General features: G+C 73.8%; 17 protein-coding genes and 1 rRNA gene. 4 read left to right on the forward strand and 14 right to left on the reverse strand.

The features are described from left to right. Positions 1 to 90: 90 nt before the first annotated feature. Together ACIA5F_RS21685 and ACIA5F_RS21690 are read right to left on the reverse strand one after the other, a co-directional pair. Entirely contained in the window at positions 91 to 768 is a 678-nt protein-coding gene (locus ACIA5F_RS21685; RefSeq protein ID WP_399355364.1) for an NUDIX domain-containing protein, read from the reverse strand. Between the two features lie 86 nt (positions 769 to 854). Then, positions 855 to 2,492, reverse strand: a complete 1,638-nt coding sequence (locus ACIA5F_RS21690) for a CTP synthase (RefSeq protein ID WP_399355366.1) — start codon at positions 2,490 to 2,492, stop codon at positions 855 to 857. A 517-nt stretch (positions 2,493 to 3,009) separates the two neighbouring features. Between ACIA5F_RS21690 and ACIA5F_RS21695 the strand changes: the two genes are divergently transcribed. Both ACIA5F_RS21695 and ACIA5F_RS21700 read left to right on the forward strand, forming a co-directional pair. Beyond that, positions 3,010 to 4,815, forward strand: coding sequence for a glycoside hydrolase family 15 protein (locus ACIA5F_RS21695; RefSeq protein ID WP_399355368.1), 1,806 nt, complete (start codon positions 3,010 to 3,012; stop codon positions 4,813 to 4,815). 97 nt (positions 4,816 to 4,912) lie between these two features. Next, the gene (locus tag ACIA5F_RS21700) at positions 4,913 to 6,556 is read left to right on the forward strand and encodes a PucR family transcriptional regulator (protein WP_399355370.1); all 1,644 of its coding nucleotides are present in this window, start codon (positions 4,913 to 4,915) and stop codon (positions 6,554 to 6,556) included. A gap of 48 nt (positions 6,557 to 6,604) precedes the next feature. Here the strand turns inward: ACIA5F_RS21700 and ACIA5F_RS21705 are convergent, their stop codons facing one another. From ACIA5F_RS21705 to ACIA5F_RS21725, 5 genes are all read right to left on the reverse strand, one after another. Continuing rightward, positions 6,605 to 7,711 (reverse strand): glycosyltransferase family 4 protein, encoded by a 1,107-nt coding sequence (locus ACIA5F_RS21705; RefSeq protein WP_399355372.1) that lies wholly within the window; start codon positions 7,709 to 7,711, stop codon positions 6,605 to 6,607. Positions 7,712 to 7,960: 249 nt separating this feature from the next. Then, complete coding sequence (gene recN, locus ACIA5F_RS21710) at positions 7,961 to 9,694, reverse strand: DNA repair protein RecN (protein ID WP_399355404.1); 1,734 nt, start codon at positions 9,692 to 9,694, stop codon at positions 7,961 to 7,963. 171 nt (positions 9,695 to 9,865) lie between these two features. Beyond that, a complete protein-coding gene (locus ACIA5F_RS21715; protein WP_399355374.1) occupies positions 9,866 to 10,792 on the reverse strand; it encodes an NAD kinase in 927 nt (308 codons plus the stop codon). Positions 10,793 to 10,926: 134 nt separating this feature from the next. After that, on the reverse strand, positions 10,927 to 11,742 hold the full coding sequence (locus ACIA5F_RS21720; RefSeq protein ID WP_399355375.1) for a TlyA family RNA methyltransferase: 816 nt from the start codon (positions 11,740 to 11,742) through the stop codon (positions 10,927 to 10,929). A gap of 7 nt (positions 11,743 to 11,749) precedes the next feature. Next, entirely contained in the window at positions 11,750 to 12,037 is a 288-nt protein-coding gene (locus ACIA5F_RS21725; RefSeq protein ID WP_399355377.1) for a hypothetical protein, read from the reverse strand. Between the two features lie 64 nt (positions 12,038 to 12,101). Between ACIA5F_RS21725 and ACIA5F_RS21730 the strand changes: the two genes are divergently transcribed. After that, the gene (locus ACIA5F_RS21730; protein WP_399355379.1) at positions 12,102 to 12,449 is read left to right on the forward strand and encodes an SCP2 sterol-binding domain-containing protein; all 348 of its coding nucleotides are present in this window, start codon (positions 12,102 to 12,104) and stop codon (positions 12,447 to 12,449) included. 56 nt (positions 12,450 to 12,505) lie between these two features. Here the strand turns inward: ACIA5F_RS21730 and ACIA5F_RS21735 are convergent, their stop codons facing one another. The 4 genes from ACIA5F_RS21735 to ACIA5F_RS21750 all read right to left on the reverse strand — a co-directional run bounded on the left by ACIA5F_RS21735 (position 12,506) and on the right by ACIA5F_RS21750 (position 16,572). Then, on the reverse strand, positions 12,506 to 13,330 hold the full coding sequence (locus ACIA5F_RS21735) for an ABC transporter ATP-binding protein (RefSeq protein WP_399355381.1): 825 nt from the start codon (positions 13,328 to 13,330) through the stop codon (positions 12,506 to 12,508). Beyond that, positions 13,327 to 14,388 (reverse strand): FecCD family ABC transporter permease, encoded by a 1,062-nt coding sequence (locus ACIA5F_RS21740; RefSeq protein WP_399355383.1) that lies wholly within the window; start codon positions 14,386 to 14,388, stop codon positions 13,327 to 13,329. The genes ACIA5F_RS21735 and ACIA5F_RS21740 overlap by 4 nt, the downstream gene beginning before the upstream one ends. Continuing rightward, entirely contained in the window at positions 14,385 to 15,464 is a 1,080-nt protein-coding gene (locus ACIA5F_RS21745) for a FecCD family ABC transporter permease (RefSeq protein WP_399355384.1), read from the reverse strand. Before ACIA5F_RS21745 ends, ACIA5F_RS21740 begins: the two co-directional genes overlap by 4 nt. Before the next feature lie 73 nt (positions 15,465 to 15,537). Beyond that, positions 15,538 to 16,572 (reverse strand): HAD-IIA family hydrolase, encoded by a 1,035-nt coding sequence (locus tag ACIA5F_RS21750; RefSeq protein ID WP_399355386.1) that lies wholly within the window; start codon positions 16,570 to 16,572, stop codon positions 15,538 to 15,540. Between the two features lie 117 nt (positions 16,573 to 16,689). Here ACIA5F_RS21750 and ACIA5F_RS21755 point away from each other — a divergent pair, with 117 nt between their 5' ends. Next, a complete protein-coding gene (locus ACIA5F_RS21755) occupies positions 16,690 to 17,973 on the forward strand; it encodes a DUF1015 family protein (RefSeq protein ID WP_399355388.1) in 1,284 nt (427 codons plus the stop codon). A 90-nt stretch (positions 17,974 to 18,063) separates the two neighbouring features. Here the strand turns inward: ACIA5F_RS21755 and ACIA5F_RS21760 are convergent, their stop codons facing one another. From ACIA5F_RS21760 to rrf, 3 genes are all read right to left on the reverse strand, one after another. Further along, positions 18,064 to 18,906, reverse strand: coding sequence for a hypothetical protein (locus ACIA5F_RS21760; RefSeq protein WP_399355390.1), 843 nt, complete (start codon positions 18,904 to 18,906; stop codon positions 18,064 to 18,066). Further along, entirely contained in the window at positions 18,888 to 20,456 is a 1,569-nt protein-coding gene (locus ACIA5F_RS21765; RefSeq protein ID WP_399355392.1) for a hypothetical protein, read from the reverse strand. The genes ACIA5F_RS21760 and ACIA5F_RS21765 overlap by 19 nt, the downstream gene beginning before the upstream one ends. Positions 20,457 to 20,678: 222 nt before the next feature. Further along, positions 20,679 to 20,795, reverse strand: a 5S ribosomal RNA gene (gene rrf, locus ACIA5F_RS21770). Positions 20,796 to 20,960 lie beyond the last annotated feature (165 nt).

Raw genomic sequence — 20,960 nt, forward strand, 5'->3', positions numbered from 1 at the left:
GTGGAGCGCGGCGGGCACATCCCCCGATCGGATCAGCCGATGGTCACACCGACACCCGTCAGCGGGCCGCCGCCGGTCACTGACGGGCCGCTACGCCTCGTACGGGCGGGCCGGCCAGGGGGACAGGGCCGGGCGCAGGGCGTCGAGGCCGTCCGCGGCGAGGGCGGCCGCCAGGGCCAGGACGCCCGTGATCAGGCCCGGGTTGCCCAGGTCGCCCGCGAGCACCCCGCGGACCAGCTCGTCGAGCGGGACCCGGGCGAGTTCCATGTCGGCCTCCTCCCCGGACCCCTCGAACCGCTCGCCCTCCGCCTCCGTGAGCTCCCGGGCCAGGAAGATCCGGACGGCCTCGTCCGACCCGCCCGGCGAGGAGAAGAAGTCGACCAGCACCCGCCAGTCCGCCGCCTTGACGTGCGCCTCCTCGTACAGTTCGCGCTGGGCCGCGTGGAGCGGGTTCTCCCCCGGGACGTCCAGCAGCCCGGCCGGAAGCTCCCACAGCCGGTGCCGTACGGGGTGGCGGAACTGGTGCAGGACCAGGACCCGGCCCCGCTCGTCGAGGGCGAGCACGCAGACCGAGCCCGGGTGCGCCTGGTAGTCGCGGCGGGCCACCGAACGGTCCGGCATCCGCACCTGGTCCGAGCGGACCGCCGTCTTCGCGCCCTGGAACGGGGTCCGCGAGGCGATGACCTCCCACGACTCCGGTGTGTCCGCGAGCCCGGTCCCGGTTCCGGTCCTGCCGCCGCTGCCGTCGATGTCGTTGCCCATGGCCATGGCCAGTACCTTCCCGAGAACACGCCAGCCGGGGCACGATCCGTGCCCCGGCTGTCTACGTTATGCGGTGCGGTCCGGCCGGACCCTCACTTACCGGCCTGCTGGCGCTCCACGGCGGCCTTGACCAGGCCCGCGAAGAGCGGGTGCGGGCGCGTCGGGCGCGAGCGCAGCTCCGGGTGGGCCTGGGTGGCCACCAGGTAGGGGTGCACCTCGCGCGGGTACTCGACGTACTCGACCAGCTTGTTGTCCGGGGAGGTGCCGGAGAAGACGAGGCCCGCCTTCTTCTCCAGCTCGCCGCGGTAGGCGTTGTTCACCTCGTAGCGGTGCCGGTGGCGCTCGTCCACGTACGCCTGGTCGCCGTAGACCTCGCGCACGATGGAGCCCTCGGCGAGCTTCGCCGGGTACATGCCCAGGCGCATGGTGCCGCCCAGGTCGCCCGCGCCCTCGACGAAGGCGAGCTGCTCCTCCATGGTCGAGATGACCGGGTGCGGGGTGGAGGCGTCGAACTCGGTGGAGTTCGCGTCCTCGATGCCCGCCAGGTTGCGCGCGGCCTCGATGACCACGCACTGGAGGCCCAGGCAGAGGCCGAGCAGCGGGATCTTGTTCTCGCGGGCGTAGGTGATCGCGCCCACCTTGCCGTTGACCCCGCGGTCGCCGAACCCGCCGGGCACGCAGATCGCGTCCACGTCGCCCAGCTGCGCCGCGGCGCCCGCCGGGGTGGTGCAGTCGTCGGAGGTGACCCACTTGATCTGGACGCGGGCCCGGTTGGCGAAGCCGCCGGCGCGCAGCGCCTCGGTCACCGACAGGTAGGCGTCGGGCAGGTCGATGTACTTGCCGACGAGCGCGACCTTGACCTCGTGGTCGGGGTTGTGGACCCGGTCGAGCAGGTCCTCCCAGACCGTCCAGTCCACGTCGCGGAAGGGCAGGTCGAGCTTGCGCACGACGTAGGCGTCCAGGCCCTCGGTGTGCAGCACCTTCGGGATGTCGTAGATCGACTTCGCATCGATCGCCGCCACCACGGCCGCCTCGTCCACGTCGCACATCAGCGAGATCTTGCGCTTGATGGAGGTGGGGACGTCACGGTCGGCGCGCAGCACGATGGCGTCGGGCTGGATGCCGATGTTGCGCAGGGCCGCGACCGAGTGCTGGGTCGGCTTGGTCTTCAGCTCGCCGGAGGGGCCGATGTAGGGCAGCAGCGAGATGTGCACGACGAAGACGTTGTCGCGGCCGACCTCGTGGCGGACCTGGCGGACGGTCTCCAGGAACGGCAGCGACTCGATGTCGCCGACCGTGCCGCCGACCTCGGTGATGACGACGTCGACGTCGTCGGTCGCCATGCGCCGGATGCGGTGCTTGATCTCGTTGGTGATGTGCGGGATGACCTGCACGGTGTCACCGAGGTACTCGCCGCGCCGCTCCTTGGCGATGACCTGCGAGTAGACCTGGCCGGTGGTGACGTTGGCCGAGCCGTCGAGGTCGACGTCGAGGAAGCGCTCGTAGTGGCCGATGTCCAGGTCGGTCTCGGCGCCGTCGTTGGTGACGAACACCTCGCCGTGCTGGAAGGGGTTCATCGTGCCGGGGTCGACGTTCAGGTAGGGGTCGAGCTTCTGCATCGTGACCCGCAGCCCGCGCGCCTTCAGCAGCGCACCCAGGCTGGAGGCCGTCAGACCCTTGCCGAGGGAGGAAGCGACACCCCCGGTGACGAAGATGTGCTTGGTCGTCATGGCTGTGCTGTTTCGAAAAGCAGCGGGCGGCGTCGCCAAGAGGGGGCTCCCGTGGTCGCGAGGTGAGGTGAGTCCGGCGCCGGCCACCGTCGATCCGGAAGGGTCTCTGGGGGCGCCGAAGCTGCGGTTTCGGGGCTCCTGATTCGCACAGGCAGACCACCGGTCCACGGGGTACCAGCCTATCAGCGCCCGGGCCGGTCCGCCTCCGGCCACGCGGCGCGGGCGGTCCCGGGCCGCCCCCTACGTGATACCGGAAGGGCTCTGACGTGACATACGCGCTGTTCACCCATTCGGCCTAGCCGCATTCTTCCTACGCTTAAGGGGATCACTAGGGTGCCGTCATATCCTGCTCGGATATTGCGCACATCGCCGCCGAGCAGTCCGGCAGACGGCCTCACCAAGCCGGCATACGGAAATCATGGGCTCGTCGCGGTGATCCCTACACGCAGGAGACCGCGCAACCGCGCAATGCAAGCGCCCTTCGGGGCGGACGTGGCCGTTCGACTGGAGATGCAACGTGTCCGGGCGCATCGAGGATTACGCACTGATCGGGGACATGCAGACCGCGGCGTTGGTCTGCCGGGACGGGGCTGTGGATTGGTTGTGTCTGCCCCGCTTCGACTCCCATGCCGTCTTCGCGAGCATCCTCGGCACCGAGGATCACGGGTTCTGGCGGATCGGCCCGGCGTTCCCGGCCGGCTCCGCGGCCCCGCGCGCCGACCGCCGCCGCTACCGCGGCGACTCGCTGGTACTGGAGTCGGAGTGGGACACCCCACGCGGCACCGTCCGAGTGATCGACTTCATGCCGCCACGTGAGGACCACGCGCCGCAGCTGATCCGGATCGTGGAGGGCGTGAGCGGGCGTGTCCCGATGCGCTCCGCCCTGCGGATGCGGTTCAGCTACGGGCGCGTCGTGCCCTGGGTCCACAAGGTGGACGGCCGTACCGTCGCCGTCGCCGGGCCCGACTCGGTCTGGCTCGACACCGAGGCGCAGACCTACGGCAAGGACCTGACGACGTACTCCGACTTCACCGTCGGACCCGGCGACCGGGTGGCTTTCAGCATCAGCTGGCAGCGCTCGCACCGGGGCGCGCCACAGGCCCCCGACCCCGAGGCGGCGCTGGAGTCCACCACCGAGTTCTGGCGCGAGTGGGTCGCGCAGTGCACGTACCACGGGCCCTACCGGGAGGCGGTGGTCCGCTCGCTGATCACCCTCAAGGCCCTCACCTACGGCCCCACGGGCGGGATCGTCGCCGCGCCGACCACCTCCCTCCCGGAGGAGATCGGCGGGGTCCGCAACTGGGACTACCGCTACACCTGGCTGCGGGACGCCGCCATCACCCTCTCCTCGCTGCTGCGCACCGGCTACCGCGAGGAGGCCCGCGCCTGGCGGGAATGGCTGCTGCGCGCGGTGGCCGGGGACCCGGAGAACCTCCAGATCATGTACGGGATCGCGGGCGAACGGGAACTCGGCGAGACCGAGCTGGACTGGCTCCCCGGGTACGAGAACTCGCGCCCGGTCCGGGTCGGCAACGGCGCGGCGGGCCAGCTCCAGCTCGACGTGTACGGCGAGGTCACCGAGGCCCTGCACCTGGGCCACATGACCGGGCTGGCCCGCAGCGACTACGCCTCGCTGCTCCAGCTCAAGCTGATCCGCTACCTGGAGACCCACTGGAACGAGCCGGACGAGGGCATCTGGGAGGTGCGCGGCCCGCGCCGCCACTTCGTGCACTCCAAGGTGATGGCCTGGGTCGCGGTCGACCGCACGATCAAGCTGATCGAGAGCGGGGACGCGGACGGCCCGCTGGAGCGGTGGCGCGAGCTGCGCGACGAGATCCACGCGGACGTGTGCGAGAAGGGCTACGACAAGGAGCGCAACACCTTCACCCAGTCGTACGGGTCGAAGGAGCTGGACGCCTCCCTGCTGCTGATCCCGCAGATGGGCTTCCTGCCGCCGGACGACAAGCGGGTCATCGGGACCATCGAGGCGATCCAGCGCGAGCTGTCGACGTCGGACGGTTTCATCCTGCGCTACCCGACCTCCGGCGAGGAGGCCGGTGTGGACGGGCTGTCGGGCGACGAGGGGGCCTTCCTCGCCTGTTCCTTCTGGATGGCCGACGACCTGGCGATGATCGGCCGCGTCGACGAGGCCCGCCGGCTCTTCGAGCGGCTGCTCGCGCTCCGCAACGACCTGGGGCTGCTCGCGGAGGAGTGGGACCCGCACCTCCAGCGCCAGGTCGGCAACTTCCCGCAGGCGTTCAGTCACGTCCCCCTGATCGACACCGCGCTGCGGCTGACGGCCAGCGGGGCGTACGGGGGGTAGGTCCCGCCCGTACCTCATCGGCCCCGGCGGGGGTCCCGGGAGCACGGCCCCGGGACCCCCGCCGGGGCCGTCCTGGGCCCTGGTAGCGTCCGGCGGCATGGACAACCAGGGCGGGATCACGGTTCAGCGGGCGCTGGAGCTGCCGGGGCTGCGCGGCGGGCTGCCGGAAGTGGTGGCCTGCGCCGACCGCCTGGGCCGGACGGTGCGCTGGGTGCACGCCGGTGAGGTGCCGAACATCGCGTCCCTGCTCAAGGGCGGGGAGCTGCTGCTGACCACGGGTCTCGGCCTGGGCACCCGCCCGGCCGAACAGCGGGCCTTCGTCCGGCGTCTCGCGGACCGGGGCATCGCCGCGCTGGTCGTCGAGCTGGGGCCGCGCCTCACCCGCCTCCCGGCGACGCTCGTGGACACCGCGCGGGCGGCGGGCCTTCCCCTGGTCCAGCTCCACCGGGAGGTGCCCTTCGTCGCCGTCACGGAGGAGGTGCACACCGAGATCGTCAACGGCCACTACGCCCTGCTCCAGCGCGCCGAGGAGGTCCACCGGCGCTGTACGCGGGCCCTGCTGGACGGCGGCGGCATCCCGCAGGTGCTGCGCATCCTGGCCGGCTTCACCGGGAACCCGGTCTTCCTGGAGACCCCGGACGGGCAGCTCCTGTACGCGGCCGGGCCGGTCACCGACGCGGCCGGGGACTCCTCCGGGGACGCGGACACCGATCCGCTCCAGGTCTGGGAGGGGCTGCGGGGCCGCCGCGAGGCCGGTCCACCGGCGAACGCGGTGGTGGTCGACGTGCCGGGCGGGGGCCACGGCACGGGCTCGGTCCGGGCCCGGGTGGTCCTGCTCGGGGTCCTGGGGCCGCTGCTGCCGGTGCACCGGATGGCGGCCGAGCGGACGGCGGGCGTACTGGCGGTGGTGCTGATGCAGGCCCGGCAGGAGGAGGAGCTGGCGGCCCGGGGCCGCGGCGACTTCCTGACGGACCTGGCGGAGGGCCGCGTCCCGGCCGGGAACGCCCCCGCGCAGGCCCGGGTCCTGGGTTTCAGGCCGGGCCCGGGGCCGCTGCTGCCGGTGGTCATGCGGCTCTCCCCGGGACCGGCCCCGGCGGGCGGGTGGGCCGTCCTGGCCCGCGCGGTCCTGGAGGAGCTGGCGTCCGTGGGGGCCCCGGTCCTCCTGGGCGTCCGCCCGGTCGAGGGCCGGGTGCCGCTGCTGGTCTCGCTGCGCGCCGAGTCGGAGCGCACGGCGGTGGCGGACCGGGTCGCGCAGGCGCTGCGGGCGGGCGTCGAGCGCGCGGGGCTCGACCGCGCCACCGCCCCGCCGGCCGTGGTCGTCGGGGTCGCGGGCGGCTGGGCGGCGGCCTCGGCGGGCCTGCGCCACGCGGCCGAGACGGCCACGGCGGCCCACGGGCTCCCGGCCCGCCCCTGGTACGACGCCCGACGCCTGGACATCGACCTGCTGCTGTGGCGGCTGCGGGAACACCCCGACCTGGCGGCGTTCGTGGACCGCGCGATCGGCCCGCTGCGCGCGCACGACGTCTCCTCGCGTCCGCCGCTGCTGCCCACCCTGGAGAGCTACCTGGCCCACGCGGGCCGCAAGGCGGAGACGGCCCGTGAGCTCCACCTCAACCGCCAGACGCTGTACAACCGGCTGGCCCGGATCTCGGAGCTCCTGGGCACGGACCTGGACGACCCCGAGACGGTGCTCTCCCTGAGCCTGGCCCTGCGCGCCCGGCGCCACACCACCGCCCCCTGACCCGGCTCCCCCCGGCCCCGCCCACCCGGACGGTGCCGGGCACGGAGGTCAGCGCCGCCGCTCCATCAGCTCGTCGTACACCGACAGGACCTGGGTCACCGTGTCGTCCTCGGAGGGCCAGGCCGCCGCCTGGGCGCGCCCGGCGTCGGCGAGCGCCGCCCGCCGGGCCGGGTCGGCCAGCAGCCCGGTCACCGCGGCGGCCAGGGCCCCCGCGTCCCCGTACGGCACGAGCACCGCGCCGGCGCCCACGAGTTCCGGGACCCCGCCGACCGCCGTGGCCACCAGCGGCACGCCCAGCCGCAGCGCCTCCCGGGCGGGCAGCGCCCGGGTCTCCCAGCGGCTCGCCGCCACCGCGACGTCGGCCGCGGCCAGCAGCCGCACGGCGTCCCGGCGCGGCCCGAGCAGCCGGACCGGCAGCGACTCGGCCTCGATCCGCCGGGACAGTTCGGCCCGCATCGGGCCCTCCCCCGCGATCACCAGCAGCGGCACGGGGTCCAGCGCCCGCCACTGCCGGGCCGCGTCGAGCAGGACGGAGTACCCCCGCCACGGCGCCAGGCTCCCGACCGCGATCAGCAACGGCCGTTCCACCGCGCCGAGTTCCGCCCGCACCTTGCCGGGGTCCGCGGCCGGGTCCGCGGGCACCGGCAGGGCCACCGGGGCCAGCCGCGCGTCCCGGGCGCCGCGCAGCCGGGCGAGGTCGACCAGGGCCGGGGAGGAGCCGAGCACCACCGCCGCGGCGCGGGCCACCCGGCGTTCCAGCAGCCGTCCCAGCCGCTCCAGCGGGCCGACGGCCCCGGGGCCGTCGGCGCTGTGCCAGCTCACCACCAGCGGGACCCGGCGGCCCCGCAGCGCCAGCGCGGCCCGCATCCCGGCGCGCACCCCGTGCGCGTGCACCACGTCCGCTCCCGCGCAGACGGCCCGCAGGGCGCTCGACGCGTCGGGCGCGAACAGCGCCCCGGCTCCGGTGAAGTCGTGTTCCCCCTCGGCCTCGACGGGCCCGCACACGGTGACCTTGACCCCGCGCGCGGCCAGTCCGGTCGTGAGGGAGCGCACGTGCGCGCCGCTGCCCGCGCCCGCGTCGCCGAGGACGTGGACGGTGCGGAGCGGGGGCCGCCCGTAGGCCGGGGCGGGGGCGAGGACCGGGGAGCTGCTCACGGGCCGAAGCTCCAGGGTGAGGGGGTCAGAGACGTGGCCCAGGATGCCAGTCCGTACGCGCGTTCCGGGACCATACGGGTGCGGATGCGGCAGGAGAGGGCTTCCGGGGCCCTCTTCCTCACCCACATGGGTGAGTCCACTGTCTCCCGGTCCGCCGTGGACCGGCCTCGTCGCGGCTCCTGCGGGGCGGGGCGGGTCCCGGGCCCGTACCCCGGGTTCGCGGGCGCCGGGGCCCGCGCATCCGTCACCTCACGCGTCCGCGCGGGCCGCCGCCAGGAGTTCCTCGGCGTGGGCCCGCGCCGAGGCCGAGTCCTCGTGGCCGGCCAGCATCCGGGACAGCTCCCGGACGCGGGCCTCGCCCTCCAGCACGGTGACGCCGCTGCGGGTGACCGAACCGTCGTGGGTCTTCTCGACGAGCAGCTGCCGGTCCGCGAAGGCCGCCACCTGGGGCAGGTGGGTGACGACGACGACCTGCGCCGACCGGGCCAGTTTGGCGAGCCGGCGGCCCACCTCCACCGCCGCCTTGCCGCCGACGCCCGCGTCGACCTCGTCGAAGAGGTAGGTCGGTACGGGGTCGGAGCCCGCGAAGACCACTTCCACCGCCAGCATCACCCGGGAGAGCTCACCGCCCGAGGCGCCCTTGGCGATCGGCCGGGGCGGGGCCCCGGGGTGCGGGGCGAGGAGCAGTTCGACCTCGTCCGCGCCCGAGGGCCCGTACGCGACCGGGCGTCCGCCGACCTCCACCGAGTCGCCGGAGGGCTCCTCCGTCTGCCGGACGTCGATCGTGACCCGTGCGTGCGGCATCGCCAGGGAGGCGAGTTCCTGGGTGACCGCGGAGGCGAACCGGGTGGCCGCCTCCTCCCGCGCGTCCGTCAACGCCTGTGCGAGCAGGGACAGTCCGTCGCGCAGTCCGTCCCGTTCGGCGGTCAGTTCCGCGATCCGGCCGTCGTCGCCGTCCAGCTCCAGCAGCCGTACGGAGCCCTGTTCGGCCCATTCCAGCACCGAGTTCACGGTGCCTTCGGCGAAGCCGTACTTCCGTGTCAGCTGGGTCAGGGCCGCGCGCCGTTCCTCCACGGCGGCCAGCCGCCGCGGGTCGGCGTCGAGGTCGTCGGCGTATCCCGCCAGCTCCCCGGCCACGTCGGCCAGCAGGATGCCCAGCTCGCCGATCCGCTCGGCGAGCGTGCCGAGCGCCGGGTCGTGCGAGCGGACGGACTCCAGGGCCCGGTGGGCGCCCGCGACGAGGGTGCCCGCGTCGACGGCCTCCGGGTCCTCGGGGTTGCCCGCGAGCCCGGCGTGGGCCGTCTGGGCCGCCGAGGCCAGTGATTCGGCGTGGCCGAGCCGCTCGGCCTCCGCCGCCAGCTCGGTGTCCTCGCCGGGGGCCGGTGCCACGGCCGCGATCTCGTCCAGTCCGAAGCGCAGCAGGTCGGCCTCCTGGGACCGTTCCCGGGCGCGGGTGGTGAGGGTGTCGAGTTCGGCGGCGACCGCGCGCAGCCGCCGGTAGGAGGCGGTGTACTTCTCCAGGGGGGCGGCGACCGCGTCCCCGGCGTACCGGTCGAGGGCCTGGCGCTGCCGGGCGGGGCGCAGCAGGCCCTGCTGGTCGGTCTGTCCGTGCACGGCGACCAGGTCGTCGGCGAGTTCGGCGAGCAGCCCGACGGGGACGGAGCGTCCGCCGAGGTGGGCGCGGGAGCGGCCCTCGGCGGAGACGGTCCGGCTGATCAGCAGGGCGCCGTCCTCCAGCTCGGCCCCGGCCTCCTCGGCGCGCAGGGCGGCGGGGCTGCCGGGGCGCACGAGGATGCGGCCCTCGACGACCGCCGCCTTGGCGCCGATCCGTACCAGGGCGGGGTCGGCGCGACCGCCGAGCAGCAGCCCGAGGCTGGTGACGACCATCGTCTTGCCCGCGCCGGTCTCGCCGGTCACCGCGGTGAAACCGGGCGACAGCTCGACCACCGCGTCGTCGATGACCCCGAGCGACCGTATCCGCATCTCCTCAAGCACGGGACGACGATACCGAGGTTTCACGGGTGCCATGTGACGTCACCCGCCCGGAGTGTTCCGAACGAGTGTGCTATTAAGGCGTGGGCCGGACGTGCGCCGCCCGCCCGGCACCGCACCCGCCCGTCACGGGTGCGGCAGACCCGCCGGTCACCGGTCCGGTCACCGGTGGGGCGCCCCGCGCCATCCCGACACCGGCAGCGCGAACTTGGCCACGAGCCGGTCGGTGAACGACGCGTGGTGCAGCCGGGCGAGCCGCACCGGCACCGTGCCCCGCCGCACCTCCACCCGGGCCCCGGCCGGCAGCTCCAGCATCCGCCGCCCGTCGCACCACAGCACCCCGTGCGGGGTCCCGGGCTGCACCTCCACCGCCAGCACCGAGTCCGGCGAGGTCACCAGCGGCTTCGCGAACAGCGCGTGCGCGCTGATCGGCACCATCAGCAGCGCCTCCACCTCCGGCCAGACCACCGGCCCGCCCGCGGAGAACGCGTATGCCGTCGAGCCCGTCGGGGTCGCGCAGACGATCCCGTCACAGCCGAAGCCGGACACCGGGCGGCCGTCGATCTCCAGGACCACCTCCAGCATCCGCTCCGGGGAGATCTTCTGGACGGCGGCCTCGTTCAGCGCCCAGTCCCGGTGCACGACGTCGCCGTTGGTCCGCACCAGCACGTCGAGGGTCATCCGCTCCTCGACCTCGTACGCGCGGGTCACCACCCGGTCCACGACCTTGTCCAGGTCGTCCCGCTCGGCCTCGGCGAGGAACCCGACGCGGCCCAGGTTCACGCCGAGCATCGGCACCCCCGAGGCCCGCGCGAACTCCGCGCCGCGCAGCAGGGTCCCGTCCCCGCCCAGCACGATCAGCAGCTCGCAGCCGTCGAGCACGCCCGGGGTGAACTCGGTGACGAGCTCCACCTCGGGCGGCAGCGGCAGGTCCACCGCCTCGTACTCCAGGACCCGGACCCCCAGCCCGCTCCGCAGCAGCCCCTGCACGACCAGCTCGGCACTGCGGATGGCCGCCGGCCGCCCGGTGTGCGCGAGGAGGAAGACCGTACGGCCGCCCGTACCCGGGGACCCGGCCGGACCGGCCATCGGCCCCGTCGGCCCCGTCGGCCCCGGTGAACCCGTCGGCCCCGGTGAACCCGTCGGACCCGACGAACCTGACGCGCCGGGAACCGACGCGCCCGAACCCGATGAACCTGAACCTGACGAAGCGGGTGAATCTGTCACTGAGGCCCCTCCACCACTGCACGGTCGACATCCGCCGGGTCGAGTGCCGGTGCCCCCGCCCGCAGCCACAGAAAGTACTCGACGTTGCCCGACGGCCCCGGAAGCGGGCTCGCGGTCACCCCGAGAACCCCCAGACCCAGCGTGGCCGCCTGCGCCGCGACCCCCCGCACGACCTCCGCCCGGAGCTCCGGGCTGCGCACCACACCGCCGCTGCCGAGCCGGTCCTTGCCGACCTCGAACTGCGGCTTGACCATCAGCACGAGGTCCGCGTCCGGCGCCGTGCAGCGCACCAGCGCGGGCAGCACCAGGCCGATCGAGATGAAGGACAGGTCACCGACGACCAGGTCCGCGGGGACGCCGTCGAGCTGCTCGACCGTCAGCTCACGCACGTTGGTCCGGTCCTTGACCGTGACCCGGTCGTCGCTCTGGAGGGACCAGGCGAGCTGCCCGTAACCGACGTCCACGGCCATGACGTGGGCCGCCCCCGCGCGCAGCAGCACATCGGTGAACCCGCCGGTCGAGGCGCCGGCGTCCAGCGCCCGGCGGCCCTCGACGGCCAGCCCCAGCGGCTGGAAGGCGGCCAGCGCGCCCGCGAGCTTGTGGCCGCCGCGGGAGACGTACTCGGGGTCGCTGTCGTCCTTGCGGACCACCAGGGCCGCGCTGGTCTCGACCTGGGTGGCGGTCTTGGTCGCGGTGGTCCCGCCCACGGTCACCCGGCCCGCGGCGATCAACTGCGCGGCGTGCTCGCGCGAGCGGGCCATGCTGCGGCGCACCAGTTCGGCGTCCAGGCGGCGGCGTGCCACTCCTGCCACGTTCGGTTCAGCTCCTGTTTTCGTACGGACCGGGGACGGGCGGTGCGTCCAGCGCGCTCAGCGCTTCGCGCAGCCCCTTGTGTACATCCTCGTACACCTGGACGTGTCCGTCCGCCGTGAGGTCCGCGACGGCGGCCAGCCGCTCCAGGTGCGCGTCGACCCCGGCGTGCCCCGTGGGGGTCCGTACGAGCGCCGGAGCCACCGGCCCGGCGCCGGTCCCCGGCGCCGTCGCGGTCTCGGCGATGGCGGTCTCGGCGGTGGCCGCCCGCGCCACGGCGGGCCCTTCGTCGGTCATGCCCCGACGCTACCGCGAAGCGCCCCGCGGCCACGCACGGCTCTGCGGTACGGTCGTGATCACGATGGCTACGATCCAGGAGTGCCGCGAAGCACTCGACCGACTCTCCGGCGACCTCACACGGTCCGGGGACGGCGCACGCGGCACCGCCGGGTTCGACCGCTCCTTGAGCTGTCATGTCACCGACCTCGACCAGACCTTCACCGGCCGCCTCGACGGCGGCCGGCTCCGGGTCGCGACGGTCACCCCCGGCCCGCCCGCCGCCAAGGCCGAGATCCGGCTCGCGATGACCGGCGACGACCTCCTCGCCCTGGTCGCGGGCGAGTTGAGGTTCGCCAGGGCATGGGCTTCGGGCCGCATCCGGCTGGAGGCCGGCTTCCGCGACCTGCTGAGGCTCAAGAGCCTCCTGTGACACCGGGGCCCGCGACGCCCCCCGGCCGGCCGCCGGTACCAGCCTGGGGACGCGGCTCAGGCAGGGGCCTTCGTACGGGCCCGCCGGGCCGCCGGGATCACCAGCGGCGTCCCCGTCTCCGGGTCGTCGATGACCTGGCAGCGCAGCCCGAACACCTCCTCCACCAGCGCGGCGGTGACCACCTCGGCCGGCGGGCCCTCGGCGACGACCCGGCCGCCCTTCATCGCTATCAGGTGCGTGGCGTAGCGGGCGGCGTGGTTGAGGTCGTGCAGGACCGCGACCAGGGTCCGCCCCTGGTCCTCGTGCAGCTCGGCGCAGAGGTCCAGGACGTCGATCTGGTGCTGGATGTCGAGGTAGGTGGTCGGCTCGTCCAGCAGCAGCAGCGGGGTCTGCTGGGCCAGGGCCATCGCGATCCACACGCGCTGGCGCTGGCCGCCCGACAGCTCGTCCACGGCCCGGTCGGCGAGTTCGGCGACCCCGGTCGCCGCCATCGACTCCTCGACGATCCGCTCGTCCTGCGGCGACCACTGCCGCAGCAGCCCCTGGTGCGGGTACCGGCCGCGCCCGACCAGGTCGGACACCGTGATGCCGTCCGGCGCGATCGAGGACTGCGGCAGCAGGCCCAGCGTCCTGGCCACCTTCTTCGCGGGCAACGACCCGATGGCCTGCCCGTCCAGCAGCACCTGCCCGGCGGACGGCTTCAGCATCCGCGACAGGGCGCGCAGCAGCGTGGACTTGCCGCAGGCGTTGGGCCCGACGATCACCGTGAAGGAATGGTCGGGTATCTCCACCGACAGGTTCTCTGCGATGACCCGCCGGTCGTAGCCGAGGGTCACGTTCTGCGCGGTCAGCCGCTGCACTTGCTCGCTCCTAGAGTTCATATACGTCCCGCCTTGCGCTCGGTGACGAGCAGCCAGAGCAGATAGACACCGCCGACCAGCCCGGTCACCACACCCACCGGAAGCTGGTCGGAGCCGAAGGCCCGCTGCGAGGCCCAGTCGGACGCCGTCAGCAGGACGGCGCCCATCAGCGCGGCGCCCAGCAGGTTCCCGCCGGGCGACCGGGTCAGCCGCCGGGCCAGCTGCGGGGCGGCCAGCGCGACGAAGCTGATGGGCCCGGCCGCGGCGCTCGCCGCGGTGGTGAGCACGATCGCCGCCACCATCAGGAGCAGCCGGGTGCGTTCCACCCGTACCCCCAGCGCGGACGCGGCGTCGTCCCCCATCTCCATGATCCGCAGCGCCCGGCCCTGCCCGAGGACCAGCGGGAAGACCACCGCGCAGACCGCCAGCAGCGGCCACACCTGCGCCCAGTCCCGGCCCGCCAGCGAACCGGTCAGCCAGACCATGGCCCGGGTGGCCTCCACCAGCTGCGCCTTCGTCAGCAGGTACTGGACGACGGCGACGAGCATCGCGCAGACGCCGATGCCGACGAGCACCAGCCGGTGGCCCTGGATGCCCCGCCTGTACGCGAGCAGGTAGACCACGGCGCCGGCCAGCAGCCCGCCGACCAGCGCGCCCACCGCCACTTCGGTGGCGCCGCCCTTGAAGAGGACGATGACGACGAGCGCGCCGACCGCCGAGCCGTACCCGAAGCCGAGCACGTCCGGGGAGCCGAGCGGGTTGCGGGAGACGGACTGGAAGACGGCCCCCGCCATCCCGAGGGCGGCGCCGACGAGCAGCGCGACCAGCACCCGGGGCAGCCTCAGGTCGTTGACGACGAAGTCGTCCGCCGGGGTGCCCCGGCCCAGCAGGGTCCGCACCACGTCCCAGGGCGCGATCCGGAAGTCACCGGTGCCGATGAGGACGACGGCCAGCGCCGCCGCGAGGACGGCCAGCAGCAGCCCGACGCCCACGGCGCGGCGCTCCACCCGCAGACAGGTCCCGCCGGGCAGGTTCAGGGGGCGCGGCCCGGACCGGGGCGCGCGGAGGTTCACGGTCACAGCTGGGCCATCCTCCTGCGCCGGACCAGATGGATGAAGACGGGGCCGCCCAGGAGCGCGGTGACGATGCCGACCTGGAGTTCGGCGGGCCGGGTGACGACCCGGCCGATGACGTCGGCGCCGAGCAGCAGGGCGGGCGACAGGAGCGCCGAGTACGCGAGCACCCAGCGCATGTCCGGCCCGGTGAAGGCCCGCACCAGGTGCGGGACCATCAGCCCGACGAAGACGATGGGCCCGCAGGCGGCGGTCGCGGCGCCGCAGAGCAGGGTGATCGCGGCCATGGCCGCGATCCGGGTCCGTGTCAGCCGGACGCCCAGGGCCCGCGCGGCGTCGTCGCCCAGGGCCATCGCGTTGAGCGGCCGGCCCAGCGACAGGGCGAGCACCGCCCCAACCAGCAGGAAGGGGGCGACCTGCTGGACGGTGTCCATGGTGGCCGAGGCCAGCGATCCGACCGTCCAGAACCGCAGCTTGTCCAGCGCCGTGCTGTCCATCAGCTGCACGGCGTTGATGTAGCCGACCAGGGCCGCGCCGGCCGCCGTCCCCGCGAGGGCCAGCCGTACCGGCGTCGCGCCGCGGCTGCCCCCGAGGACGTACACCAGGACGGAGACGACGGCGGCGCCGAGGAAGGCCCACCACACGAACTCGCTCAGTGAGCTCGCGCCGAGGAAGCTGATCGCGGAGACGACCGCGGCGGCGGCGCCCGCGTTGACCCCGAGGATGCCGGGTTCGGCCAGCGGGTTGCGGGTCAGCGCCTGCATCACCGCGCCGGAGAGGCCGAGGCCGAGGCCGACCATCAGCCCGAGGAGGGTGCGCGGGACCCGCAGGTCCCGCACCACCACGTCGGAGGGGGTTCCCGTGGAGCCGAACAGGCCGTGCCAGACCTGGTCGAGAGGCATCTGCCGGGCCCCCACCGCGATGCTCGCCAGCGCGATCAGCGCCAGCACCGCCACGGCGACGGGCAGACCGGCGGCGCGGGCGCCGTGCCGCGGACGGGCGACGGCGGCAGGGGCGACGACGGCAGGGGCGACAGCCGTCGCCGTGCTCTGTTCGGGTTCAGGGGGACTCTCGACCAACACTCAAGTTAGGGTAGCCTACCTTCCGCCGTTCACCGGCTCCCCGGACGGACCCGGCCCCCGCCCGGACCGCCGCTCAGACCCCCAGCCTGGCCAGCGCTTTCCCCGCGTCGAGCGTGCACGCCCCGTCCCCGGCGGCCGTCCAGGCCGCCGCGCACAGCGCCCTCAGCCCGTCGAGCGGCTCCCCGCCCTCCCCGCCCAGTTCCAGGACGCCGTCCCGCGCGGACGCGGTCCAGCCGCCGCAGCCGAAGCCGTCGCCGGCCGGGGTGACCTCCGGCTGACCGGTGAGCAGCCCCCGCAGGTCCCGGTCCACGTACGTCGGCCGGTGCCGGGGCTCGGCCCGCAGCAGTTGCGCCCCGTCGGTCACCCCGGTCAGCACCAGCAGCGAGTCCACCTCCCCGTTGAAGGCGCCCTCGATGTCGGTGTCCAGCCGGTCGCCCACCACCAGGGGCCGCTTCGCCCCGGTCCGCAGCACCGTCTCCCGGTGCATCGGGGGCAGCGGCTTCCCCGCCACCTGCGGCCGGGCGCCCGTGGCGATCCGCACGACCTCCACCGCGGCCCCGTTGCCCGGCGCGATCCCGCGCGCGCCCGGGATCGTCAGGTCGGTGTTGGACGCGTACCAGGGCACCCCGCGGTTGATCGCGTACGAAGCCTCCGCGAACCTCGCCCACGCCAGCTCCGGGCCCCCGTACCCCTGGACGACCGCCGCGAGACCCTCCTCGTCGGCCGACTCCACCGGCACCAGCCCGCGCTCGCGCAGCGCGACCCGCAGCCCCTCGCCGCCGATCACCAGCACCTTCGACCCCGGCTCCACCTGATCCGCGATCAGCCGGGCCACCGCCTGCGCCGAGGTGATCACCTCGGCCGCCTCGGTCGGGATGCCCAGCTCGCTCAGGTGCTCCGCCACCGCGCCGGGCGTCCGCAGCGCGTTGTTCGTCACGTACGCGAGCCGCATCCCGTCCGCCCGCGCCGCCGCCAGGGACTCCACCGCGTGCGCGATGGCCTCCCCGCCCGCGTACACCACCCCGTCGAGGTCCAGCAGAGCCGTGTCGTACGCCTGGTGCAGACTCCGCTCACTCGCCGCGGGACTGGTCATGCTCAGCCGGGTCATCCTGTCCGCTCCTCCTGGGGGTCCCTCCCAGCGGCAGCGCCGGGGGAGATCGATCTTGTCCGATTCCGTGCTCCCCCCGATCATCCCGCATGGCGAGACGGGTCTTACCATGCACCAATGACCACACCTGACACCGCCGACCATGGGCTGAGACTGCTCCCCTTCCATGGCCTGCGTTACGTCCCCGAGCGTGTCGGCAGCCTCGCCGCCGTCACCTCGCCGCCGTACGACGTGGTCGTACGCCCCGACGGAGTCGACTACCTCGAATCCGCCGACCCGCACAACATCGTCCGCCTGATCCTGCCCCAGGCCGACACCCCGGCCGCCCGCAACGAACAGGCCGCCCGCACCCTGCGCGACTGGCTCGCCTCGGGCATCCTCGGCGCCGACCCCGAGCCGGCCGTCTACGTCTACGAGCAGAGCCGGGGCCCGCTGCTCCAGCGCGGTGTCATAGGCGCCCTCGCCCTCTCCCCCGCCGACGCCGGCATCGTCCTCCCGCACGAGGACGTCATGCCCGACGTCGTCACCGACCGCGCGGGCCTGATGCGGGCCACCTGCGCCAACCTCGAACCCCTCCTCCTCACCTACCGGGGCGGGGACGGCGGGGGCGCGGCCGGGGTCGTCGAGGCCACCGCCACCCGCGCCCCCCTCTTCTCCACCACCACCGAGGACGGCTTCCGCCACCGGCTCTGGGCCGTCACCGACCCCGCCGAGCTGGCCGCCCTCACCGACGACCTCGGCCGCCGCCAGGCCCTCATCGCCGACGGCCACCACCGCTGGGCGACGTACCTGCGCCTCCAGGAGGAACACCCGTCCCCCACCCCGTGGGACTTCGGCCTGGTCCTCCTCGTGGACACCGCCCGCTACCCGCTCCAGGTCCGCGCCATCCACCGGCTGCTGCGCCGCCTCCCCGTCGCGGACGCCCTCGCCGCCCTCGACGGCCACTTCCGGGTCCGCGAGGTCGAGGGGCCGCTGCCGCTCGCGCTGGAGGGCCTCGCGGACGCCTCGGAGCGGGGCAACGCCTTCCTCCTCGCCGGAGACGGCTCCTTCCACCTGGTCACCGACCCCGACCCGGCCCTCCTGGAACGCACCGTCCGCCACGACCGGCCCGAGGCATGGCGCCGGCTGGACGCCACCGTCCTGCACGCCACCCTGCTCGACGCCCTGTGGCACCTCCCCGACACCCCCGAGCACATCACGTACATCCACGACACGCCGTCGACCGTCGCCATGGCCGAACGCCACGGCGGCACCGCCGTCCTGCTGCACCCCGTACGCGAGGAAATCGTCCGGGACCTGGCCCGCCAGGGCGTCACCATGCCCCGCAAGTCGACCTCCTTCGGCCCGAAGCCCGCCACCGGCCTGGTCCTGCGCGGCCTGGACAGGCCCGGCACGCCCTGACCCGACCGGCCTGACCCGACCGGCCCGGCTCCGGACATGCGAAAGGGCGGTACCCCGACCGGGGTACCGCCCTTCTCACTTCACCGGTCCTCAGACCTTGCGCTCGTCGCCCTCGTCGATGACGACCTCATCGGTGACGTCCACGTCCGCGTCGTCCACGGCGGACGGCTCGACGGGCTCGTACTCCTCGTCGTCCTCGTCGTAGTACTCGGCCACGTCGGAGGCACGCTCTGCCGCCGCCACCTCGGCGTCGTCAGCGTCGTCGTCCTCGTCCTCGTCGGCGTCACCGGCGTCGGCCTCGACCGCGGCGTCGACGAACTCGACCCCGTCCAGCTCGGCGAGCCGGTCGGAGGCGTCCATCGCCCCGTCCTTGTCCGCCTCGACGGTCTTGGCGAACCACTCCCGCGCCTCGTCCTCACGACCGGCGGCCAGCAGGGCGTCGGCGTAGGCGTACCGCAGGCGCGCGGTCCACGGCTGAACGGCGCTGGAGGCCAGCTCCGGGCTCTGCAGGGTCACGATGGCGGCTTCGAGCTGCCCCATGTCCCGCCGCGCTCCGGCCGCGACCAGACGCATCTCGACCTGCGCGGCCTTGTCCAGCTTCTGCACCTCGGGCTCACCGGCCATGGCCAGGGCCCGCTCCGGACGGCCGAGGCCGCGCTCGCAGTCGGCCATGACGGGCCACAGCTCGACCGAACCGGTCATGCGCTTGGCCGCACGGAACTCGGCCAGCGCCTCGCTGTACTTCTGCGTCGCGTACGCGGCGAAGCCGGCGGCCTCGCGCACGGCGGCGACACGGGAGGCCAGCCGCAGGGCGATGCGGGCGTACGCGTACGCCTGCTCCGGGTCCTCGTCGATCAGCCGCGCCACCATGACCAGGTTGCGGGAGACCTCCTCGGCCAGCCCCTTGGGCAGGCTCAGCAGCTCCTGCCGCACATCGGCGTCGATCTCCAGGCCGGTGACGTCCTCGTCGATCGGAAGCCGCTTGACCGGGTCACGGTCGCGGTCCGCACGGAAGTCGCGGTCGCCACCACGGTCATCGCGACCACGGAAGCCACCACGGTCACCACCGCGATCGTCACGCCCACCACGGAACCCACCACGGTCACCACCGGAGGGGCGGTCACCCCGGTCATCACGGCGGGGGTAGCTGGGACGGTCCCCACCCCGGTCGTCGTCACGGCGGGGGTAGGACGGGCGGTCGTTGTCACGACGGAACCCACCGCCACCGGCACCACCGGTGGGACGGTCGCCACGGTCGTCACGACGCGGGAAGGACGGACGGTCCCCACCACGGTCGTCACGACGCGGGAAAGAGGGTCGGTCCCCGCCACGGTCGTCACGCCCACCACGGAACCCACCGCGGTCGTCGTCACGGCGGGGGTACGACGGACGGTCGCCACCACGGTCGTCACGGCGGAAGCCGCCACCGGCACCGCCGGTGGGGCGGTCACCCCGGTCATCACGACGGGGGTAGCTGGGACGGTCCCCACCACGGTCATCACGGCCACGGAAGCCACCACCACCACCGGTGGGGCGTCCTCCGCGGTCGTCATCACGACGGGGGTACGACGGACGGTCGCCACCACGGTCATCGCGACGGAACCCACCGCCGCCACCACCGGTGGGGCGGTCACCCCGGTCATCACGACGGGGGTAGCTGGGACGGTCCCCACCACGGTCATCACGACGCGGGAAAGAGGGTCGGTCCCCACCACGGTCGTCACGCCCACCACGGAACCCACCACGGTCGTCATCACGACGCGGGAAGGACGGACGCCCACCGCGGTCGTCGTCGCGACGGGGGTACGACGGACGGTCGCCACCACGGTCGTCACGGCGGAAGCCGCCACCGGCACCGCCTGTGGGACGGTCGCCACGGTCGTCACGACGGAACGGAGGACGGTCCCCACCACGGTCATCACGACGCGGGAAAGAGGGTCGGTCCCCACCACGGTCGTCGTCACGGCGGGGGTAGGACGGACGGTCGCCACCACGGTCGTCACGGCGGAAGCCGCCACCGGCACCGCCGGTGGGGCGGTCACCCCGGTCGTCACGGCGGGGGTAGCTGGGACGGTCCCCACCACGGTCATCACGACGCGGGAAGGACGGACGGTCGCCACCCCGGTCGTCGCGGCCACGGAAGCCACCACCACCACCGGTGGGACGTCCTCCGCGGTCGTCGTCGCGACGGGGGTACGACGGACGGTCGCCACCCCGGTCGTCGCGGCCACGGAAGCCACCACCACCACCGGTGGGACGTCCTCCGCGGTCGTCGTCGCGACGGGGGTACGACGGACGGTCGCCACCCCGGTCATCGCGGCCACGGAAGCCACCGCCACCGCCGGCCCCGGCGGGACGCCCGCCACGGTCGTCACGACGGAAACCGCCGCCGCCACCGGCACCAGCACCGGCCGGACGGCCACCACGGTCGTCACGACGGAACGGAGGACGGTCGCCACCGCGGTCACCGCCACGGTCGTCACGGCCCCCGCGGTAGCCGCCCCTGTCACCACCGTCGTTGCGCCGAGGCTCGCGCTCCGGACGATCGTCGGGAGAGTTGGACATGGGTGTGACTCCTGTCTTCGGGGTACCGCTAGTCATTCTCGCGCAACCAGCCCATGGCCGCGCTCCGGCGTAGTAAAGATGAAAAACAAAAAGACCCTTGGTCCAGCGTTGAACGCTGGACCAAGGGTCCTTGAAAGATTGTTCGGCGGCGTCCTACTCTCCCACAGGGTCCCCCCTGCAGTACCATCGGCGCTGAAAGGCTTAGCTTCCGGGTTCGAAATGTAACCGGGCGTTTCCCTAACGCTATGACCACCGAAACCCTATCGGTTTCGAGCGAACAAGCACACTTTATAGTTGTGTTCTACTCAAACCAGCAACTGTTCGTTGCTTCAGAACTAACACAGTGGACGCGAGCAACTGAGGACAAGCCCTCGGCCTATTAGTACCAGTCAGCTCCACCCGTTACCGGGCTTCCACATCTG

The sequence above is a fragment of the Streptomyces sp. NPDC051567 genome, from assembly GCF_044454165.1.
Classification (GTDB): Bacteria; Actinomycetota; Actinomycetes; order Streptomycetales; family Streptomycetaceae; genus Streptomyces.